The following is an 18,305-nucleotide window of genomic DNA, read 5'->3' on the forward strand; positions in this document are numbered from 1 at the left end:
CTGCCGGGGCCCGGTCAACCGGTCCCCGGCACTGCATTGCGCAAGATTGCTTGACTGAACGCAACCGCAGGGAGCTTCCATGAAGTCTGGGGTTCTAAACCTCGTGCTGAAGCGGCTGGCGGTCGCGCTCGTCACCCTTCTGATCGTCCTGTTCGCCGTGTTTTTCGCCACCAGCATGCTGCCTGGCGACACAGCGTCGATCCTTCTCGGCCAGGCTGCGACGCCGGAAGCGGTCGCCGGCCTGCGCGAGGCCATGCATCTCAATGATCCGGCGATCCTGCGTTTCCTGCGCTGGCTTCTCGGCCTCCTCCACGGCGATCTCGGCACCTCCTATGCCAACGAGATGCCGGTCGCGGCGCTGATCGGCGGGCGCTTCGTCAACACCATGAAGCTTGGCGGCATCACCACGCTGATCTCGGTTCCGCTGGCGCTGACGCTCGGCATAACCGCCGCAATGCTGCGCGGCTCCGTCTACGACCGCGCCGTCACCATCCTTTCGATCGGGGTCATCTCCGTGCCGGAGTTCATGGTCGCGACGCTGGCGGTCCTGCTCTTCGCCGTCTATCTCAGATGGCTTCCGGCGCTGTCCTCGGTCAACGAGGCGCATTCGCTGACCGACATTGTGCGCATCTATGCGATGCCCGTGATCACGCTCACCTTCGTCATCTCCGCCCAGATGATCCGCATGACCCGCGCCGCGGTGATCGAAACGCTGTCCACGCCTTATGTCGAGATGGCGCTTCTCAAGGGCGCTTCGCGCAGCCGCATGGTGTTGAGGCATGCGCTTCCCAACGCTCTGGGCCCGATCGTCAACGCGGTCGCGCTCTCGCTGTCCTATCTGGTCGGCGGCGTCATAATCGTGGAAACGATCTTCAACTATCCCGGCATCGCCAAGCTGATGGTCGATGCGGTCGCGACCCGCGACCTGCCGTTGATCCAGAGCTGCGCGATGATCTTCTGCCTCGGCTATCTCCTGCTCATCACCGCGGCCGACATCGTCGCCATCATGTCCAACCCGAGGCTCAGATGACGATGGCGCGCGCGGCATCCCCCCGACGGTCCTTCCTGGGCCACAGCTACAACCTTGTCGGCGTCGTCGCTTCGCTGGTCATCCTGGCATGGACGCTGGTCGCGATCTTCGCGCCCTACATCATTCCGCATCCGATCGGCGACATCGTCGACGACGACTATTTCGGACCGATGCGCCAGGGACTGTGGCTGGGTTCGGACTATCTGGGGCGCGACATGCTCTCGCGGGTTCTGATGGGCGCGCGCTACACCGTCGGCATATCGCTCGCCGCTGTCTCCATCGCCTGCTGTTCGGGCGTCGTGCTGGGGATGATCGCGGCTGTCACCGGCGGCTGGCTCGACACTTGCCTCAGCCGCTTCCTGGACGCCATGAACTCCATTCCCAGCAAGCTGTTCGGCCTTGTCGTCGTCGCCGCGGTCGGATCGTCGATCCCGGTACTGATCCTGACGCTCGCCGTCATCTACATCCCAGGCGCCTATCGCTTCGCGCGGGCGCTCGCCGTCAACATCAACACCATGGACTTCATGACCGTCGCCCGCGTCCGTGGCGAGAGCACCGTCTATCTCATCGGCTCCGAGATCCTGCCCAACATCATCCGTCCGGTGCTCGCCGACTTCGGCCTGCGTTTCGTCTTCATCGTGCTCTTGCTCTCGGGCTTGTCTTTCCTTGGGCTTGGCCTGCAGCCGCCTCTAGCCGACTGGGGGGCGCTGGTGCGCGAGAATATCGGCGGCCTGCCTTTCGCGGCCCCCGCCGTCATCGTGCCTTCGCTGGCGATCGCCAGCCTCACCATCAGCGTCAACCTGCTGATCGACAACCTGCCGCAGAAGATCAGGGACAGGGACGCTTGAGCATGACCAATCTCGTCGAGGTCAAAAACCTGCGGATCGAGGCGACGACCGATGCCGGCCGGGTGGTCGAGATCATCAAGGGCGTCAGCCTCGACATCGCGGAGGGCGAGATCATCGCCCTGATCGGCGAGAGCGGCTCCGGCAAGACCACGGTGGCGCTTTCGCTCATGGGTCACGCAAGACCCGGCTGCAGGATCACCGGCGGCGAGATCAATCTCAACGGCAAGAACATGGCTGCAATTTCCGAAAAGGAACGCGCCAGGTTGCGCGGCACCGACATCGCCTATGTTCCGCAAAGCGCCGCCGCCGCCTTCAATCCCTCATCGACGATCATGGAGCAGGTGATCGAGGTCACGCGCATCCACAAGCTGATGCCGCCCGAACAGGCGCGCCGGCGCGCGGTCGAGCTGTTCAGGGCCCTGTCGCTGCCGGATCCGGAAGGAATCGGCGCCCGCTATCCGCACCAGGTTTCGGGTGGGCAACTGCAGCGGCTGGCCGCGGCCATGGCGCTTATCGGCGATCCCAAGCTGGTTATCTTCGACGAGCCGACGACGGCGCTCGACGTGACGACGCAGATCGACGTGCTGAAGGCGTTCAAGTCGGTCATGCGGGCGGGTGGCATCGCCGGTGTCTACGTCTCCCACGATCTCGCGGTCGTTGCCCAGATCGCCGACCGCATCGTGGTGCTGAAGGGCGGCGAAGTGCAGGAGACCGCCGCGACCGCTGAAATCCTTTCGGCGGCCCAGCACCCCTACACGCGTGAATTGCTGGCCGCCTTCGAACCAAAGCCGCGGCAAGCGCAGGCCGACGCGGATGCCGGAAAGAAAGAGCTCTTGCGTATCGACAATCTGACGGCCGGCTACGGCCCGGTACGAGATGACGGACTGCCGCTTATCCGGGCCGTCGATTCCGTCAGTCTGGTCGTGGAAAAGGGGCGCAATCTCGGCGTCATCGGCGAATCCGGCTGCGGAAAATCCACACTGGCGCGGGTTATCGCCGGCATCCACCCGGCGGCCGCCGGCGAGATCGTGTACGACGGCAAGGAACTGGAGCGCGCGGCCAGGAGACGCAGCCAGGACCAGCTGCGCGAGATGCAGATCGTGTTCCAATATGCCGATACCGCGCTCAATCCGGCCAAGCCGGTGGAGGACATCATCTCGCGACCGCTGGCTTTCTATCACGGGCTCGACAGGCGGGCGCGCTCGAAGCGCGTGGATGAACTGCTCGACATGGTGCGCCTGCCAAGGGCGCTGCGCTACCGTCATCCATCGGAGCTCTCGGGCGGCCAGAAGCAGCGCGTGAACTTCGCGCGCGCCCTGGCGGCCGGCCCGAAGCTCATCATCTGCGACGAGATCACCTCGGCGCTCGATACGGTGGTGGCATCCGCCGTGATCGAGCTGCTCAAGGAGCTGCAGCGCGAGCTGGGACTGTCCTACATCTTCATCAGCCATGATCTCTCGGTCGTCGAGGCCATCTGCGACGAGATCATGGTCATGTACAATGGGGAGCGCGTGGAGCAGATCACGCCCGACAAGGTGAAGACGCCCACCCACCCCTACTCCAAGCTTCTGTTCTCCTCGGTGCCGAAGCTCGATCCGACCTGGCTCGACGGCCTCGTCCGCGACCCCGAGCTCGTCAGCCAGTATGGTCACCGCTGACTACATCGGAATAGGCCGGAAGACTGGGAGTGACGGCAAGTTTTTCAGCCACGATTGTGTCACCAGATCAACGCGCAGGCAGGCAGAATGAAGCTTGATCGACTGGACTCTCGCTTGCTTAATATTCTGCAGACCAACAATCGCCACGGCACGGAAGAGCTTGGCCAAATGGTCGGCCTGTCGGCAACGGCGGTCCAGCGTCGTATCAAACGGCTTCGGGAAGGGGGAGCAATCGAAGCTGACGTTTCGATCGTGAAACCCAAGACTGTCGGCCGGCCTATTGCGATGCTCGTGCTGGTTTCGCTCGAGCGCGAACGAGCTGACATCGTCGACCGCTTCAAACAATCGATCCGCCAGACGCCGGAAGTGATGAACGGCTACTACGTTACGGGAGAAGCAGATTTCGTTCTCATTGTCACATCCCGAAGCATGGAAGATTATGAAGCTTTTACCCGGAGATTTTTCTACGAGAATCACGACATCAAGGGGTTCAAGACAATGGTTGTCATGGATCGAGTGAAGGTTGGGTTTTCCATGCCAATCGATTTCGAGCATTGTCTTGATTGATGATGCGTTTAGGCCTGTCAACGGCGTGGTGCAGGCAGCCCGTGATCTGAATCTCTGCAAGAACGTGCCGCAAAAATGGTCGCGAGGTGAGCGCCGATCCGAAGACCTGGTTTACCCTGCCGCGGTCCGACTCCGACGCGTTCGGAGCGTTTCCTCTTACAAACCTACGATTGGCAGGAATTCTGCGGAAATTCAATGGACTAAGACGAAATTGCGTGCCCCGACGGACATAAGCTGAGGTTACGTTTTGTAGTCCTCGAGGGTGGAATCCAGATGGAAGCAGTCAGCCTTGAACAGGAGGGCGCGCAACAGCATCCGTCGCCGAATTTCGTTGAACTGAAATTCGTCTGTTTCTGCGATTTGACCCCCCTAGGGATCCGAGAATGACGACCAGCGAAGATCTCGCCGAAATGGACCGTCGATCGGTTCTACATCTCTTCACCACGGCACGGACAGGAGGCGCCTGGGCATGGCTCCTGTTCTGAAAGTTCGCGAACTTCGCAAGGCGTTCGGCACGGCCCGCGTTCTCAACGGGCTGAGCTTCCAGATGCGGCAAGGCGAGGTCATTTCACTCGTTGGTTCTTCCGGCTCGGGAAAGAGCACCGCGCTACGCTGCATTAACTTTCTTGAGACCCCGAGCTCCGGTGAGATCGAGGTGATGGGCGATGCGATTTCCGCCTTTGAGAACGAAAGCCGCGAAACGAAAATCGTCAACGCAGCCAACATCAGGATTTTTCGTCGCCGCATCGCCATGGTGTTTCAGAGCTTCAACCTGTGGCCCCATCGAACCGTGCTCGGGAATGTGACCGAAGCACTGATCTACGTACTGCGGAAGGGCAAGCGGGAGGCGAATGAGGCAGCGCTTGGCGCTTTATCCAAAGTGGGCATGGCCGACTTTGGCCACCGGTATCCAAGCCAGCTTTCGGGTGGGCAGCAGCAGCGCGTGGCAATCGCGCGCGTTTTGGCGATGGAGCCCAAGCTGATGCTTTTTGATGAACCAACTTCCGCGCTTGATCCCGAACTTGTCGGCGAGGTCTTGAAGGTCATCCGAACGCTTGCCGGCGACGGAGCGACCATTCTCCTCGTCACGCATGAAATGAGGTTCGCACGAGAGGTGTCGAACCGAATGATATTCCTGCACAACGGTATCGTTGAGCAGGATGCCGTGCCGGAAGAACTGTTTCGAAATCCCGCATCCGAGGCGGTGAACCGGTTCCTATCCAGCGTTATTTCAACTGCCGCCTGATGGCGGCCATCAAACAGAAAGCAAAGAGGGGTAACTCAAAATGCTCGTAAAGAACACACTTCGCTCAATCTGCCTATCCGGCCTGATGGCGGCGGCGGCAATAGGCGTCGCATGGGCCGAGGACGGCGTCTTACGCGTGGGCACCGAAGGCGATGCCCCGCAGTTCAGCATGGCCGACGCCAACGGCAACGTTACCGGCTTCGACGCCGATATCGCCAACGGCATTTGCGCCGAGCTTAAGGTCAAATGCAAATTCGTGGTCCAGACGTTCAGTTCCTTGGTTCCGTCGATGGACAGCGATCGCTTTGATGTCATCATCTCGGGTCTCGGCATCACCAACGAAAGAATGAAGAAGATCGACTACTCCGTCCCCTATGCAACCACACCCCAGTATTTCGTGGTTCCGAAGGATTCTTCGCTCATGGGACTAAAGAGTCTTGCGGAAATCGAGAAGGGGCTGGCCGGCAAGACCATAGGTGTCGTGAATGGCACCACATACGCGCAGTTCATCAAGAAACATATTCCGACCGCGGACCTGAAGACCTACGACGCCACGACCCAACAGAATTCCGATCTGGCGGCAGGCCGGCTTGACGCTGCATTCGGCGATTCCCCGACCTGGGTCGACTTCCTCGGCTCACCGGACGGCGCCAACTTTGCCCGCATCGACGTCAAGGTCACCGGAGCGGACGATCACGAAGCGCTGGGCTATGGCATGGGTGTTGGCCTGCGCAAGGGCAATACCGAACTCAAGGCCAAGCTCGACGGCGCGCTCTGCAACATGATCGACAGCGGCAAGGTGAAGGCTGCCTCGGAAAACTGGTTCAAGGACGACTACACCATCGCGTGCAACAAGTAATCACCCGACAGGCAACAGACCGTCGCGGCAATGTCGCGACGGTCTGATGGAATGTTTTCATGTTGCACGATATCTGGGTGCTGATGGTCGAGAAGGGCTGGCTCCTCGCGCTGCTGCGCGGGGCCGGTATCACGCTTCTCATCGGCTTTGTTGGCGTGGTTGTAGGATTGGCGGCGGCGATACCGCTTGCCATCCTTCGTTGGCGTCAGGTTCCTGTTCTGTCACAGCTTGTTGATGCCTACAGCATCATCATCCGCGGCGTTCCGGGACTACTGGTCATTTATCTCCTGTTCTTCGGCTCCGTCGACTGGGTGCAAAGCATTGCCTCGGCGTTCGGCTACGCGGATAGCGCCGAAAACGCCTATCCATTCCTTATCGGCATTGTCGCGATCGCCGCCATCTCATGCGCGTACTCGATAGAAGTCATACGAGGCGCGCTGCAGGCAGTTCCCATTGGCCTCCTGGAGGCGGCTCGATCGCTTTCTTTGTCGCCACGCGTGACCTTTTTTCGCGTGACGCTACCGCTCGCCCTCAGACTGGCTCTGGGTGGGATCAACAACGTGTGGCAGATGACGATCAAGGATACCTCGCTCGTATCAGTGGTCGGTATGCAGGAACTGATGCGAGCGGCAGCGGTCGCCGCAGGAATCACGCGCTCGCCGCTTCTATTCTATTGCATGGCGGCCGCGATGTTCTTCGCCATGACCGCCGTGAGCCAGGTTCTGTTCAACCGCGCCGAGAAATATTTCAACCGCGGCTTTAGTAGAGGTTAGGATGGATTCCAGCATCGTTACATATGCGGTTCCATTTCTCCTCACCGGCGCGAAGACGACCCTGCTCATTGCAGCTTTCGGCGTCGGTCTTGGATTACCATTCGGCATCCTGCTGGCAACAGCCCGCATTTCCCAGACCGGCACGGTTCGCAAATGCGCCGATTTCTACTGCGCGGTCTTCAGGGGCACACCGATGCTCGTACAGATCTTTGTGATCTATTACGGCCTCGCGCAGATAGGTTTCATACGCCACAACGCGGTTTTATGGTGGCTGATCGGCGACAGTCTTCACGCTGCCATCCTTGCCGTCATTCTCAACACCGGTGCCTATACGGCGGAGATCTTCCGTACTGCCCTGCTCTCGCTGCCGCGCGGACTGATCGAGGCGGCAGAGGCCTGCGGCATGTCCGGATGGGTGGTCTTCCACCGTATCAAGTTTCCCCTGGCGCTGCGTCAGGCCGTGCCTTCCTACAGCACCGAAGTCGCCGTTATCGTCAAGGAATCGAGCCTTGCCTCCACCATAACGGTGCTTGAAATCACCGGCTACGCGAAACGGCTGATGAGCGAGACATTCGCCATCTTGGAAATCTTCGTCGTCACCGCTGCCTTCTATCTTGCAATCAACGTCGTCTGTTTGACTGCCCTGCATGCCATCGAAAGGCGTCTGTCTTTCGAACGGCATTCCGCACGCTGAAAGGGTGCCCTATGTCCAAGCTTACCTTTTTCGATCAGAACAATCTCCCCGAACCCAGGAGAGGCGAACCGCTGCCGGAACGGCGCGTGGAAGGTGATCCCCGGTTTCTAACTTGGGATATCGCGCAGACCGCTGATGGCCAAGTACAGGCTGGCGTATGGGAGGCCACGCCTGGCGCTTATCGTTCCATCAAAGGCGGGACCTTCGAATTTTGCTACATCCTTTCGGGGGTTTCGGAACTCATCGAGGATGGGTTCGAGCCGCGCCGAATTGCAGCGGGCGATGCCTTCGTCATGCACCCAGGATTCACGGGGGTCTGGCGGGTGATCGAGCCCACCCGGAAGCTCTGGGTCTCGCGCGATTGAGCGCGTGGATTGAACCAGAGATGCACGCCATGGATCCCATCTCCGCGCGTCCGTTTAAGTCCACGCCGTACTGGTGGGACGACTGCGCGTTTTCTGCTCTGCCGGTGTGGCCGGTGATCCCCAGATGCGACGTCGCCATCGTCGGCGGTGGCTATGCGGGCCTGTCGGCTGCCATCGAGGTCGCGAGGGCCGGACGCAGCGTTCAGCTTTTCGACCGGCAACCGATAGGGCAAGCCGCGTCCAGCCGAAACGGCGGTATGGCGAGCGGCAGCATAAGGCCAAGCCGCAAACAATTGATCCGTAGGTTTGGTGAAGCCCGCGCCAATGGCATCTTGATGGAAGGAAAGGCTGCGCGAGATGATCTCTGGGCCTTTCTCGAAGGGGAGCAGGTGGAGTGCGACTTTTTCCTTTCTGGCCTTTTCGACGGAGCGATAAATGAACGCGAATGCGAAGAGTTGAGCCGATACGCCGAGTTGTTGCAACGTTTCCTAGGGATTGAGGCATTTTCAGTTTCCCGTGCAGAAGTATCGCGATACATCGGCACGGAGGTCTACGCGGGTGGCTTCGCGCGCATGGACATTGGTGGTCTTCATCCCGCCAAGCTGCTGGCCGGCATATTGCGGGTCGCCCGGGCAACCGATGCGGTCATTCACGAGGATACGGCGGTGCTGGGGATGGTCGCCGAGGCCGGCGGCGTGCGTGTCGCCACATCGCGTGGCGAGGTCTTCGCCAAGAAGGTGCTGGTGTGCACCAATGCCTATACTGACGACTTCGATCCCTGGCTTCGCCGTCGTCTCGTGCCGGTGCGGAGCCGTATCGTCGCCACCGAGCCTCTAGGCAACGGCGTCATGGAACGCCTGATGCCGAAGCGCATGATGTACGGCGACACGAGGCAGCTCAGCTACTACTATCGTCCGTCGCCAGACGGCTCGCGCATTCTATTTGGCGGGCGCGACGGCACGACGGAAGGAGATCCGCTTTCGCCCACCACACACCTGGGCTTCGAACTCGGCCGCATATTTCCCGAACTGGCTGGTGTTGGCCTCACGCATAGCTGGTTCGGCCAAGTCGCCATGAACCGCGATATGATTCCGCGAATGTTTACCGTAGGGAATACGGTCTATGCTACCGGGTTCTGCGGATCCGGCGTGGTTTGGGCGCGCTGGCTCGGCAAGAAGGCTGCCTTCAAACTTCTTGGCCAGACAGAGAAGGCCCTGTCGGCCTTCGACTTCGACCCGCCGAAGGCAGTGCCATTCTTCCAGGGCAAACCATGGTTTATCCCGTTCGTCTATTCGCTCTACGCGTGGAGGGATAAGCGTGCAATGCGCCGCAAGAATGAGCGCGAGAAACGGTGATGATCTTTTTCAGCGGTCGCGCGCATGGTTTTGCGATGCCTTCGCGGTGCGCAAGACCCTAGTTCGGCGCGGCCACTGCTGACTACATCGGGAACAGGCTTGGCAGAGGCATGTGCGCCTTGACGATGGGAGACTTCAGCACCACGAAACTGAAATACTTGTCGATGCCGATGTCCATGTCGGTCAGCCGCTCCATGATGGTCTGATACTCGCCGATGCCGGCGGTCACAAATTTCATCAAATAGTCGTAGCCGCCCGAGACGAGGTGGCATTCGATGACCTGGTCGATCTTCTCGACGACGGCGAGAAAGCGGGCGAAGTCGACCTGGCGATGGTTCTTCAAGGTGATCTCGGTGAAGACGGTCAGCGTCTGACCGAGCTTGCCGAGATTGACCTGCGCGGAATAGCCTTCGATGTAGCCTTCCGACTGGAGTTTCTTGACCCGCATCAAGCATGGGCTGGGCGACAGGTGCACCAGCTCGGCTAGTTCCACATTGGTGATGCGGCCGTTCTTCTGCAGTTCGTGCAAAATCTTGATGTCGATCCGATCGAGCTTCATGGCAGTCTCCACGGAAAGCGTGCCACAGCACAAAATGCTGTCATGTAAGATCCATCGAGACTATCACAGCCCGCCGGCCTGTCCATCCGAAGGAATACCGCTTGAAGCGCAAGGACTCCCGATTTCAGCGCGGTCGCCGAAATAAAATTCTGCTTCAGCCTCAACTGCAGCAGCGACTGCCTGCCAAGCACGCTAGACTGAGGCTTCAAGGCAGAGAGGACCATGCGCGCGCCGCTGCAGCAAATCGAGACATCTGGCCAACTGCCGCAGTCCGCGGACGCGGTGGTGATCGGCGGCGGCATCGTCGGCGTCTTCGCGGCTTATTACCTGGCGCGGCGCGGCATGAAGGTGGCGCTTATCGAAAAGGGACGCATCGGCGCCGAGCAGTCTTCGCGGAACTGGGGCTGGTGCCGCCAGCAGAACCGCGACTCCCGCGAGCTGCCGATGGCGACCCACAGCCTTGATCTGTGGGAGCGCTTTGCAGCGGAGACCGGCGAGGACACCGGCTTCCGCCGCTGCGGCCTGCTTTATCTCAGCAATGACGAAGCGGAACTGGCCGGCTGGGCGCGCTGGCGCGACTTCGCCAGGACGGCCGGCGTCATCACGCACATGCTCGACAGCGCCGAGGCCGGCGCGCGCGGCCGCGCCACGGGCCGGACTTGGAAAGGCGGCGTCTTCTCGCCGACCGACGGCACCGCCGACCCGTCGCAGGCCGCGCCGGCGGTCGCCCGCGCCATCCTGAAGCTCGGAAGCACTGTGCACCAGAATTGCGCGGCGCGCGGCATCGAGACCGAGGGCGGGCGCCTGAGCGGCGTGGTCACCGAACGCGGAACGATCCGGACGAAGGTGGCGATCATGGCCGGCGGTGCCTGGGCGTCCTCCTTCTGCCGGCAGTTCGGCTTCCGCTTTCCGCAGGCCTCGATCCGCTCCTCGATCCTGTCCGTCTCGCCAGGCGCCGAGGGCCTGCCGGACGCGCTGCACACGGCGCGCATCTCCGCGACGCGTCGCGGCGACGGCGGCTACACGCTCGCCATCAGCGGGCGCGGCCGTGTCGACGTCACGCCGCAACAGCTGCGCTTCTCCTCGCAGTTCGTTCCCATGTTCCTGAAGCGGTGGCGCAGCCTCGCGCCCGGTGGGCTGGAGGGCATGCGCTCGGGCCACGAGACGCTGCAACGCTGGCGGCTCGACCACCCGACGCCGATGGAGCGCATGCGCATCCTCGATCCAGTCCCTGACCAGGCGACGATCCGCCTCACCCACGCCCGCGCGCTCGAACTGCTGCCCGATCTCAGAAGGACCAAGATCAGCGCGGCCTGGGCCGGCTACATCGACAGCACACCGGACGGCGTGCCTGCGATCGGCGAGATCCAGACGGTTCCAGGTTTCTTCCTGGCGGCCGGATTTTCGGGACATGGCTTCGGCATCGGGCCCGGCGCGGGGCACCTCGTCGCCGACCTGGTCACGGGGTCGGAGCCGATCGTCGACCCGACATCCTACGATCCACGGCGCTTCGATGCTCCGGCCTGGGGGAAGGTCGCCGATTTCTAGAGCCCGTGACCTCTGGAACTGCATCAGCGTTCCCGGATAATGGCGCCGACAGGTGCCGGCCGGACAGGAGCTTGCCCACGGAACCTGCCGACAGCACCGGCGGTGCAGCCGGCCCGCCCTGCGACGAGTTCGGCGGCGGCCAGTTGGCAATAGCGTCCCTGGCAGCGACCCATGCCGACGCGCGACTGCGATTTCACCCTGTTGGCCTCGCCGCCACCGCGTTCCACGCTCTCGCGTACGGCTCCGGCCGTCACGTTCTCGCAGCGGCAGACGATAGCCTCGTCGGGAAGTGCCCGTGCCATCGCCTCCGGCCACGGAAAGGCGGTCGCCAGGCCGCGGGCAAAGCGCTCGAGCCGCGCGAGCTTGCGCAGGTCGCCGCTGGCCGAGGGCGCCGGATGTCCGAGATCGGACAGGCACGCCGCCGCGGCGAGCCTGCCCGCGATCTCCGCGCCGTCTGCCCCGAGAAGGCGGACTCCGTCGCCCGCAACGTAGACGCCGTTGCCGGCCCGACCCATCTCGTCGGTCTTCGGCAGCCATTGTCGCCACTGCTCGTCATAGGTGAAGGCGCAACCCGCCAGATCAGCCAGATGCGTCTCGGCGCGCAGATGCCAGCCCATGCCGATCATATCGCACGGGGTGAGGTGCTCCCGGCCACCGGCATCGCGCCATCGCAAGGCCGCGACACCGGACGCGTCAGCCTCGATCCACTCGAGCGTCACGCCCGCATGATAGCGTCCGCCGAGTCTCGCCCGCAGGACAAGGCCGCGCAGCGCGACGATCGGACGGGCGGCGAGGTCCCAGAACCCACGCATCTGCTGGCGCCAGGGAGAGGTGTCGAGCACCGCCGCCACGTTAGCTCCAGCCTTGAGGAGTTGAGCGCCGACCAGCGTCAGCAAGGGCCCTGATCCAATCAGGACGATGCGCCGCCCGAGGGCCACGCCCTGCGCCTTGAGAGCGATCTGCGCAGCACCCAGACTGTAGACGCCGGCGTTCTGCCAGCCCGGGATTGGAGCGACGCGGTCGGACGCGCCGGTGGCAAGGATCAGGCGGTCATAGCCGATCACCTCCATGCCGCCCTCGCCCAGCAAGTGCAGCCGCCCCTCGTGCATGGCGATGACGGAGCTCAGCGCGCAATGGGTGAGCCGCCCCTCTTCGGCCAGCCGGTCGAACAGCGCATGCAGCGCGCGCGCCTTCGTCGCCTCCGACGCATAGAGCTGCTCCGGCGTGCGGACGAACCCGGCAGGCGGGCGACGATAGATCTGCCCGCCCGCGCGATTCCCTTCGTCGATCACCATTGGGTGGAGCCCGGCCTCGACCAGCGTCGCCGCGGCCCTGATGCCGGCGGGGCCAGCGCCCACGATCACGATCCTCGGCGACGGGGTCTCGCTCACGGCCAGCTCTCCGGCGGCGTCGTGCGCAAGCGTATGCCTTCTGTGACAGGGGTTGTGCATGCGCGCAGACGCGATCCGTCGTCCTGCCATACCCAGCAATCCTGGCAGGCTCCCATCAGGCAGAAGCCGGCGCGCAGCTCGGGGCCGAACTCGGACTTTCGCAGAGCGTGGCCCGACGCCAGCATGGCGGTCAGCACCGTGTCGCCCGCCAGCGCGCCGCGCATTTCACCGTCAAGAAGGAACTGCACCTTTGCCCGGTCGCGCTCGGCCAACCGGACGATGCGGCCGGGCGTGATCATTCCGCGGCCTCTGGCATCCGGTGAGGACGCGGCAGTTCCGGGAAGCGTTCGCAAACCGCGTCGAAGGCCGCCTGGACGCCGTCCGGCCCGGAGCGCCCCTTCATGCGGCGGAAGATCTCGGTCTTGGCGAAGAACCGCCAATGGATGGGTAAGACGTCCAGCAGGGCGTGGAGCCGGTCATAGGCCGCCGGCGTCCACTGCGCTTCGTAGCCTTCGCGCTCCGGGCCGAAATGGAAATGGCTGGCGGACGGCTTGTGCCGCGCGCGCAACAGTTCCGTCGCCTGCTGGTCGACCGCGCCGTCGCAGAGGACGACGCCATAGTCGCGCTCGGCCACGGCTGGCGAGACATAGCCGCGCCGCACGTCCTGCGCGACCCGCCAGGGCTCGCGTTCAAGCGGATCGCCGCGCCCGCCACCCCCGGCGGAGCGGATCTCGAGCACGTCGCCGGGCTGCAGGACCGCGGTGTCGATATTGCCCAGCCGCCGCTCGTGCGTGGCCCCCGGATTGACGACCATGTCCGACAGGCCGGCAGCCTTGCCGCCCAGCACGCCCCACGGACGAAAGAAGCTGCGGTCGCGGTTGCGGGCCGTGATCCTGGAGTCGGGGGCAAAGACGCGGAAAGCCATTTCGGTCGCCAGCCCGCCGCGCCAGCGGCCCGCGCCGCCGCTGTCCTTGGCGAGCCCGTATTTCACGAATTCGACCGGTGTCTCGGTCTCGGTGATCTCGATCGGCGTGTTCTTGAGATAAGCGGCATCCGCGCCCGATCCGTTGGTGCCGTCGCGATGCGGCATCGCCCCGCCGCCGCCCACCACGGGGTTCACCGCCGCGATGACGCTCCGGCTGGTCCGCTCATCGACCGTCATGACGTTGACGATGCAGTTGTTGCCGGCCGGAGCTGCCGGCAGGCGATCCGGCACGGCTTGTGAGAAGGCGCCGAAGATGACCGAACGCAGCCGGGCGCAGGTGAGCGAGCGCATGCCGACGGCTGCGGGATGAACCGGGTTCAGCACCGAACCTTGAGGCGTGATGCAGGTGAAGGGCCGGGTGAGGCCGGTGTTGAGCAGGATTTTCGGGTTGAGCGTGTAGAGCACGTAATAGACGCCGACCAAAAGCACGGTGTGGCGCGGGTCGCCGCCCGAAGGCACGTTGAGCGAGGAGCCGAGCTGCGGGTCGGAGCCGGTGAAATCGAGCACCGCCTCGTCGCTTTTGATTGTCAGCCTGAGCTTCAGCCGGCAGGGATTGGCTTCGACCGAATCCTCGTCGGCATAGTCGGCGAATTCCCAGGTGCCGTCGGGCATGGAGCGCAACACGTCGCGCGCCTGCGCCTCAGCATGGTCGAGAAGCGCGGCAACGCCTTCGATGAAGCCGGCCTTGCCGAACTTTCTCACCATCGCCTGGATCTTGCGCTCGCCGGTGTTGAGCGCACCGACCAGCGCCTTGATGTCGCCGATGTTGAGGTCGGGCTTGCGCACATTGGTGCTCATGATCCTGAGGATTGTGTCGTCGAAGACGCCTTCCCTCACCAGTTTCATCGGCGGAAAGCGGATACCTTCCTGATGGATTTCGGTCAGCGCCCGGCTGAGCGAGGCCGGCACCGCTCCGCCCATGTCGGTGTTGTGGATGTGCCCTCCGGTCCAGGCGACGATCTCACCGTCGACGAAGACCGGCTTCCATAGATGCGTGTCGGGCGCGTGCGTGGCGACGTGGCCGGAATAAGGATCGTTGGTGAAGGCGACGTCACCCGGCCGGTAGTCTCCCACCATCGCGATCGCACGGTGATAGGAAAGCCCCGGATACCAGGTGGCGCCAAGTTCCATCGGCACGGCGAAGGTCGCCCCAGAACGGTCCATCAGCATTACCGTGAAGTCCTGCGTCTCCTTGACGAAGGCAGAATGCGCGGTGCGGTGCAGCGTGTGGGCCATGTTCTCGGCTGCCGCGCGGGCATGGTTCGCCAGAACCTGCAAATTTGTCCGGTCAAACATGGCGTCACTCCGCGAAGGTCAGCAGAAGGTTGAGATGGCGGTCGACCCGTGCCTGCGTTCCCGGGGGAATGGCAAAGGTGGTGTCTTCCTGGACGACGACGGCGGGGCCTCGGAAGGTGCTGCCCGGCACCAGGGTCTGGCGGTCGTGGAGGTCCACGACTTCGAGGCTCGCGCCCGTGTAGACCGGAAGGCGGCGCGCCGGAATGGCGGCGGCGCCGATCTCGTCTGTCTCCGGGAAGGAGAGCGCCGGCCCCGCGCCGATGGCGGACAGCCGCACGTTCACAAGCTCGATCTCGCCCTGCGGGTCGTGAAAATCGTAGAGCTGCTCATGAGTGCGGTGGAAGGCCTCCTCGATTGCCTCCGAGTTGGCGTCCGCCAGCCATTGCGGTGAAAGGACGACCTCGATCTCGTAGCTCTGGCCGAGATAGCGCATGTCGCAGGAGAGAGTGAGCTCAGCCGCCGCGTCGTACCCCTGCGCCGCGAGCCAGCCGCGCCCCTCTTGCGCGAGAGCATCGAAGGCCTCGCGAATCTCGGGGAGCGACGCAGCCGTCAGCGGGCTGAAGATGGTGCGGATGAAATCCCCGCGCAGGTCCGCCACCAGCCCGCCCAGCGCCGACACCACGCCGGGGCGGCGCGGCGCCATGACACGCTTCATGCCGAGTTCGCGGGCAAGGAAGGCGCCGAGCATCGGGCCGCCGCCGCCGAAAGGCATCAGCGTGAAATCGCGCAGGTCCACGCCGGCGCGCGAGGCGAGCTTCTCGACCTCGACGAACATTTCCGACACCGCGATGTCGAGGATCGCCTGCGCGGTCTGCTCGACCGGGCGGCCGAGCCGCGCGGCCAGTTCGCCGACCGCGCGATGCGCCAGTCCGGTATCGATCCTGAGCTGGCCGTAGGCCATCTCGCTGTGGCCGAGCCATCCGCACACCACCATGGCGTCCGTCACCGTCGCCCGCTCGCCGCCGCGCCCGTAGCATGCCGGTCCCGGCGTCGAGCCGGCCGACTCCGGTCCGACCCGCAGCACGCCTTGCGCGTCGACACTGGCGATCGAACCGCCGCCGACGCCGATCGAGCTGACCGATACGGATGGGATGTGAAGCGGAAACTCGCCGATCAGCTCGCCGGTGCCGAACTGCGCCTCGCCGCCGATGATGAGCGCGAAGTCGGCCGAGGTCCCGCCGATGTCGAGGGTAAGGACCTTGTCCTCGCCTGCCTGACGCGCCAGCCACGACGCGCCGATGACCCCGGAGGCCGTTCCCGACAAAAGCATGCTCACGCAGGCACGCTTGCCTTCGGCGGCGTTCATCAGCCCGCCATTCGATTTCGTCAGCATCGGTCGCGCCGGCACGCCGCGAGCCTTCAGCCGCTCTTCCAACGCCGTCAGATAGCCGGACACGCGCGGGTGGACATAGCCGTTGAGGATGGCGGTCGAACTGCGCTCATATTCGCGGATCACCGGCCACACCTCTGCCGAGGAGAAGACGAAGAGGTCCGGCGCAAGACGCGCGATCGCAGCCTTGACGGAGGCCTCCTGCGCAGCGTTGCGCCAGGCATGGAGGAAGGACACGATGATCCCCTGCGCCCCGTTCGCCTTCGCCGCCGCGACAGCCCTCTCGACGGCCGCCATGTCCGGCGCCTGGGATTCGCTGCCATCGGCACGCATGCGGGCCGGAATGCCGAACACCATGTCGCGCAAGATCAGCGGATCCGGCCGCGCGCAGAACAGCGAGTACATGTCCGGCATGCGAAGCCGCGCCAGTTCGATCACGTCCTCGAAGCCGGCATTGGTGAACAGCGCGAGCTGCGCGCCTTTGCGCTGGATGACGGTGTTGATGCCGACGGTCGTGCCGTGCACGAAGCGCGTCATACGGGTGGGATCGAAGCCCTCGCGCTCGGCCAGGAGCGTGAGACCCGTCATCAGCTCGGCGCCCGGATCGTCCGGCGTCGTCAGCACCTTCAGCGAGGCGACGTGGCCGGAGCGGGCTTCGAGCGCGCAGAAATCGATGAATGTCCCGCCGATATCGACGCCGACCTTCCAGTCGGCTCCGTTTTGCGGCTCATCCGCCGCGCGAGCGATGGCACCATCCATGACGCATCCCTTCCTGTCTGCCTGCCAAAAGCTGGCACGACCGGAGGGTCCTGGTCTAAGATGGATGACGGGTAAGCATATAAGTCCTGCTTATGCCTTTGCTTTGTCGCCGGACAGGACAGCGGAACAGGCGGTACGGATGTGGTCGCGCATCATCTCATCGGCCCGCGCAAGCGCGCGTGTACGCGAGGTGAGCAGCGCGATCGGGAATTCCGGTCCCGCCGCCAGCGGCCTGACGGCAAGCCCGGCAAATTGGCGCCAAGGCAGCAGCGCGTCGACCAGCGCGATGCCCAAACCGGCCTTGACGAAGCCGACGGCGGAGATCGACACGTCGATCTCGAGCGATGGTGAAAGGGCCACACCTTGCGCGCGGCCCGCGTGGGCCAGTTCGTCGGCAGGGCGGGTATTTCCGCGATAGGATATCAGCTCCTCGCCGGCGAGATCGGCGAGCGTCAATTCGGTCCTCATGGCCAACGCATGCCCGGCGGGCAGAAGACATGCGAAGCCGACGCTGCCGATCACTTCCGCCTCGATATCGGGAGGAACGCGGTCGTCCATGGCGATGCCAAGGCTGGCATCTCCCGCACGCAACATGTCGACGATCGCGGCGATTGGCGCCATATGGGAACGCAGCAATATGTCGGGATGCTGCGCCCGGAAGCTGGTGAACGCGCGCGGCAATATCGCCATGGCCGGCGGCGGCGAGGCCGCCACCCGAACCAGTCCAGTACGGCCGAGACGCAGGTCGGTGGTCTTGCGGCGAAGGCCCTCCAGCCCCGCCGACAGCCGCTCGGCATCGGCGAAGATATCGAGCGCCTCGGGCGTCGGCCGCAGCCGGCCCTTGACGCGCTCGAACAAGGTGAAGCCGAGCTCGTCCTCGGTGTGCAGCAGCACCTGGCTGAGCGCGGGCTGCGAGATGTTCAGCATCCGCGCCGCGGCGGTCACGGTGCCTGCGCGCATGACGGCGATGAACACTTCGAGCTGCCGGGCCCGCATTGCCCACTCCATAGGTAAAGCTTATGGCTGTCGTTCAAACCCATCT

The 18,305-nt window shown here is 63.7% G+C and carries 17 protein-coding genes; 11 read left to right on the forward strand and 6 right to left on the reverse strand.

What is annotated here, in order from left to right:
• Positions 1 to 79: 79 nt before the first annotated feature.
• The 10 genes from EJ067_RS08130 (at position 80) to EJ067_RS08175 (ending at position 9,395) form a co-directional block, all read left to right on the forward strand.
• Positions 80 to 1,030, forward strand: a complete 951-nt coding sequence (locus tag EJ067_RS08130; protein WP_126085494.1) for an ABC transporter permease — start codon at positions 80 to 82, stop codon at positions 1,028 to 1,030.
• Positions 1,027 to 1,878, forward strand: coding sequence for an ABC transporter permease (locus tag EJ067_RS08135; protein ID WP_126085495.1), 852 nt, complete (start codon positions 1,027 to 1,029; stop codon positions 1,876 to 1,878). The genes EJ067_RS08130 and EJ067_RS08135 overlap by 4 nt, the downstream gene beginning before the upstream one ends.
• A gap of 2 nt (positions 1,879 to 1,880) precedes the next feature.
• A complete protein-coding gene (locus tag EJ067_RS08140; RefSeq protein ID WP_126085496.1) occupies positions 1,881 to 3,536 on the forward strand; it encodes an ABC transporter ATP-binding protein in 1,656 nt (551 codons plus the stop codon).
• A gap of 87 nt (positions 3,537 to 3,623) precedes the next feature.
• The gene (locus tag EJ067_RS08145; protein ID WP_126085497.1) at positions 3,624 to 4,103 is read left to right on the forward strand and encodes an Lrp/AsnC family transcriptional regulator; all 480 of its coding nucleotides are present in this window, start codon (positions 3,624 to 3,626) and stop codon (positions 4,101 to 4,103) included.
• Positions 4,104 to 4,572: 469 nt separating this feature from the next.
• A complete protein-coding gene (locus EJ067_RS08150; protein ID WP_189510475.1) occupies positions 4,573 to 5,349 on the forward strand; it encodes an amino acid ABC transporter ATP-binding protein in 777 nt (258 codons plus the stop codon).
• Positions 5,350 to 5,434: 85 nt separating this feature from the next.
• Positions 5,435 to 6,208 (forward strand): transporter substrate-binding domain-containing protein, encoded by a 774-nt coding sequence (locus tag EJ067_RS08155; RefSeq protein WP_245468213.1) that lies wholly within the window; start codon positions 5,435 to 5,437, stop codon positions 6,206 to 6,208.
• 59 nt (positions 6,209 to 6,267) lie between these two features.
• Positions 6,268 to 6,981 carry an ABC transporter permease subunit gene (locus EJ067_RS08160; protein ID WP_126085500.1) on the forward strand — a complete coding sequence of 238 codons (714 nt, stop codon included), beginning with the start codon at positions 6,268 to 6,270 and terminating at the stop codon, positions 6,979 to 6,981.
• A gap of 1 nt (position 6,982) precedes the next feature.
• The gene (locus tag EJ067_RS08165) at positions 6,983 to 7,675 is read left to right on the forward strand and encodes an ABC transporter permease subunit (RefSeq protein WP_126085501.1); all 693 of its coding nucleotides are present in this window, start codon (positions 6,983 to 6,985) and stop codon (positions 7,673 to 7,675) included.
• A gap of 11 nt (positions 7,676 to 7,686) precedes the next feature.
• A complete protein-coding gene (locus EJ067_RS08170; protein ID WP_126085502.1) occupies positions 7,687 to 8,040 on the forward strand; it encodes a cupin domain-containing protein in 354 nt (117 codons plus the stop codon).
• A gap of 20 nt (positions 8,041 to 8,060) precedes the next feature.
• Positions 8,061 to 9,395: an FAD-binding oxidoreductase gene (locus EJ067_RS08175; protein WP_126085503.1), complete on the forward strand. Its 1,335-nt coding sequence runs from the start codon at positions 8,061 to 8,063 to the stop codon at positions 9,393 to 9,395.
• An 82-nt stretch (positions 9,396 to 9,477) separates the two neighbouring features.
• On the opposite strand, the gene EJ067_RS08180 is transcribed toward EJ067_RS08175, so the two are convergent.
• Positions 9,478 to 9,954 carry an Lrp/AsnC family transcriptional regulator gene (locus EJ067_RS08180; RefSeq protein ID WP_126085504.1) on the reverse strand — a complete coding sequence of 159 codons (477 nt, stop codon included), beginning with the start codon at positions 9,952 to 9,954 and terminating at the stop codon, positions 9,478 to 9,480.
• 222 nt (positions 9,955 to 10,176) lie between these two features.
• On the opposite strand from EJ067_RS08180, the gene EJ067_RS08185 reads away from it, so the two are divergent.
• Positions 10,177 to 11,502 (forward strand): FAD-binding oxidoreductase, encoded by a 1,326-nt coding sequence (locus EJ067_RS08185; RefSeq protein ID WP_126085505.1) that lies wholly within the window; start codon positions 10,177 to 10,179, stop codon positions 11,500 to 11,502.
• Positions 11,503 to 11,525: 23 nt separating this feature from the next.
• Here the strand turns inward: EJ067_RS08185 and EJ067_RS08190 are convergent, their stop codons facing one another.
• From EJ067_RS08190 to EJ067_RS08210, 5 genes are all read right to left on the reverse strand, one after another.
• Positions 11,526 to 12,893, reverse strand: a complete 1,368-nt coding sequence (locus tag EJ067_RS08190) for an FAD/NAD(P)-binding oxidoreductase (RefSeq protein WP_126085506.1) — start codon at positions 12,891 to 12,893, stop codon at positions 11,526 to 11,528.
• A complete protein-coding gene (locus EJ067_RS08195; protein WP_126085507.1) occupies positions 12,890 to 13,192 on the reverse strand; it encodes a (2Fe-2S)-binding protein in 303 nt (100 codons plus the stop codon). Before EJ067_RS08195 ends, EJ067_RS08190 begins: the two co-directional genes overlap by 4 nt.
• The gene (locus tag EJ067_RS08200; protein WP_126085508.1) at positions 13,189 to 15,174 is read right to left on the reverse strand and encodes a hydantoinase B/oxoprolinase family protein; all 1,986 of its coding nucleotides are present in this window, start codon (positions 15,172 to 15,174) and stop codon (positions 13,189 to 13,191) included. Before EJ067_RS08200 ends, EJ067_RS08195 begins: the two co-directional genes overlap by 4 nt.
• Before the next feature lie 4 nt (positions 15,175 to 15,178).
• On the reverse strand, positions 15,179 to 17,263 hold the full coding sequence (locus EJ067_RS08205; protein ID WP_126085509.1) for a hydantoinase/oxoprolinase family protein: 2,085 nt from the start codon (positions 17,261 to 17,263) through the stop codon (positions 15,179 to 15,181).
• Between the two features lie 90 nt (positions 17,264 to 17,353).
• On the reverse strand, positions 17,354 to 18,259 hold the full coding sequence (locus tag EJ067_RS08210; RefSeq protein WP_126085510.1) for a LysR family transcriptional regulator: 906 nt from the start codon (positions 18,257 to 18,259) through the stop codon (positions 17,354 to 17,356).
• Between the last annotated feature and the right edge of the window lie 46 nt (positions 18,260 to 18,305).

The sequence above is a fragment of the Mesorhizobium sp. M1D.F.Ca.ET.043.01.1.1 genome (assembly GCF_003952385.1).
Taxonomy (GTDB): domain Bacteria; phylum Pseudomonadota; class Alphaproteobacteria; order Rhizobiales; family Rhizobiaceae; genus Mesorhizobium.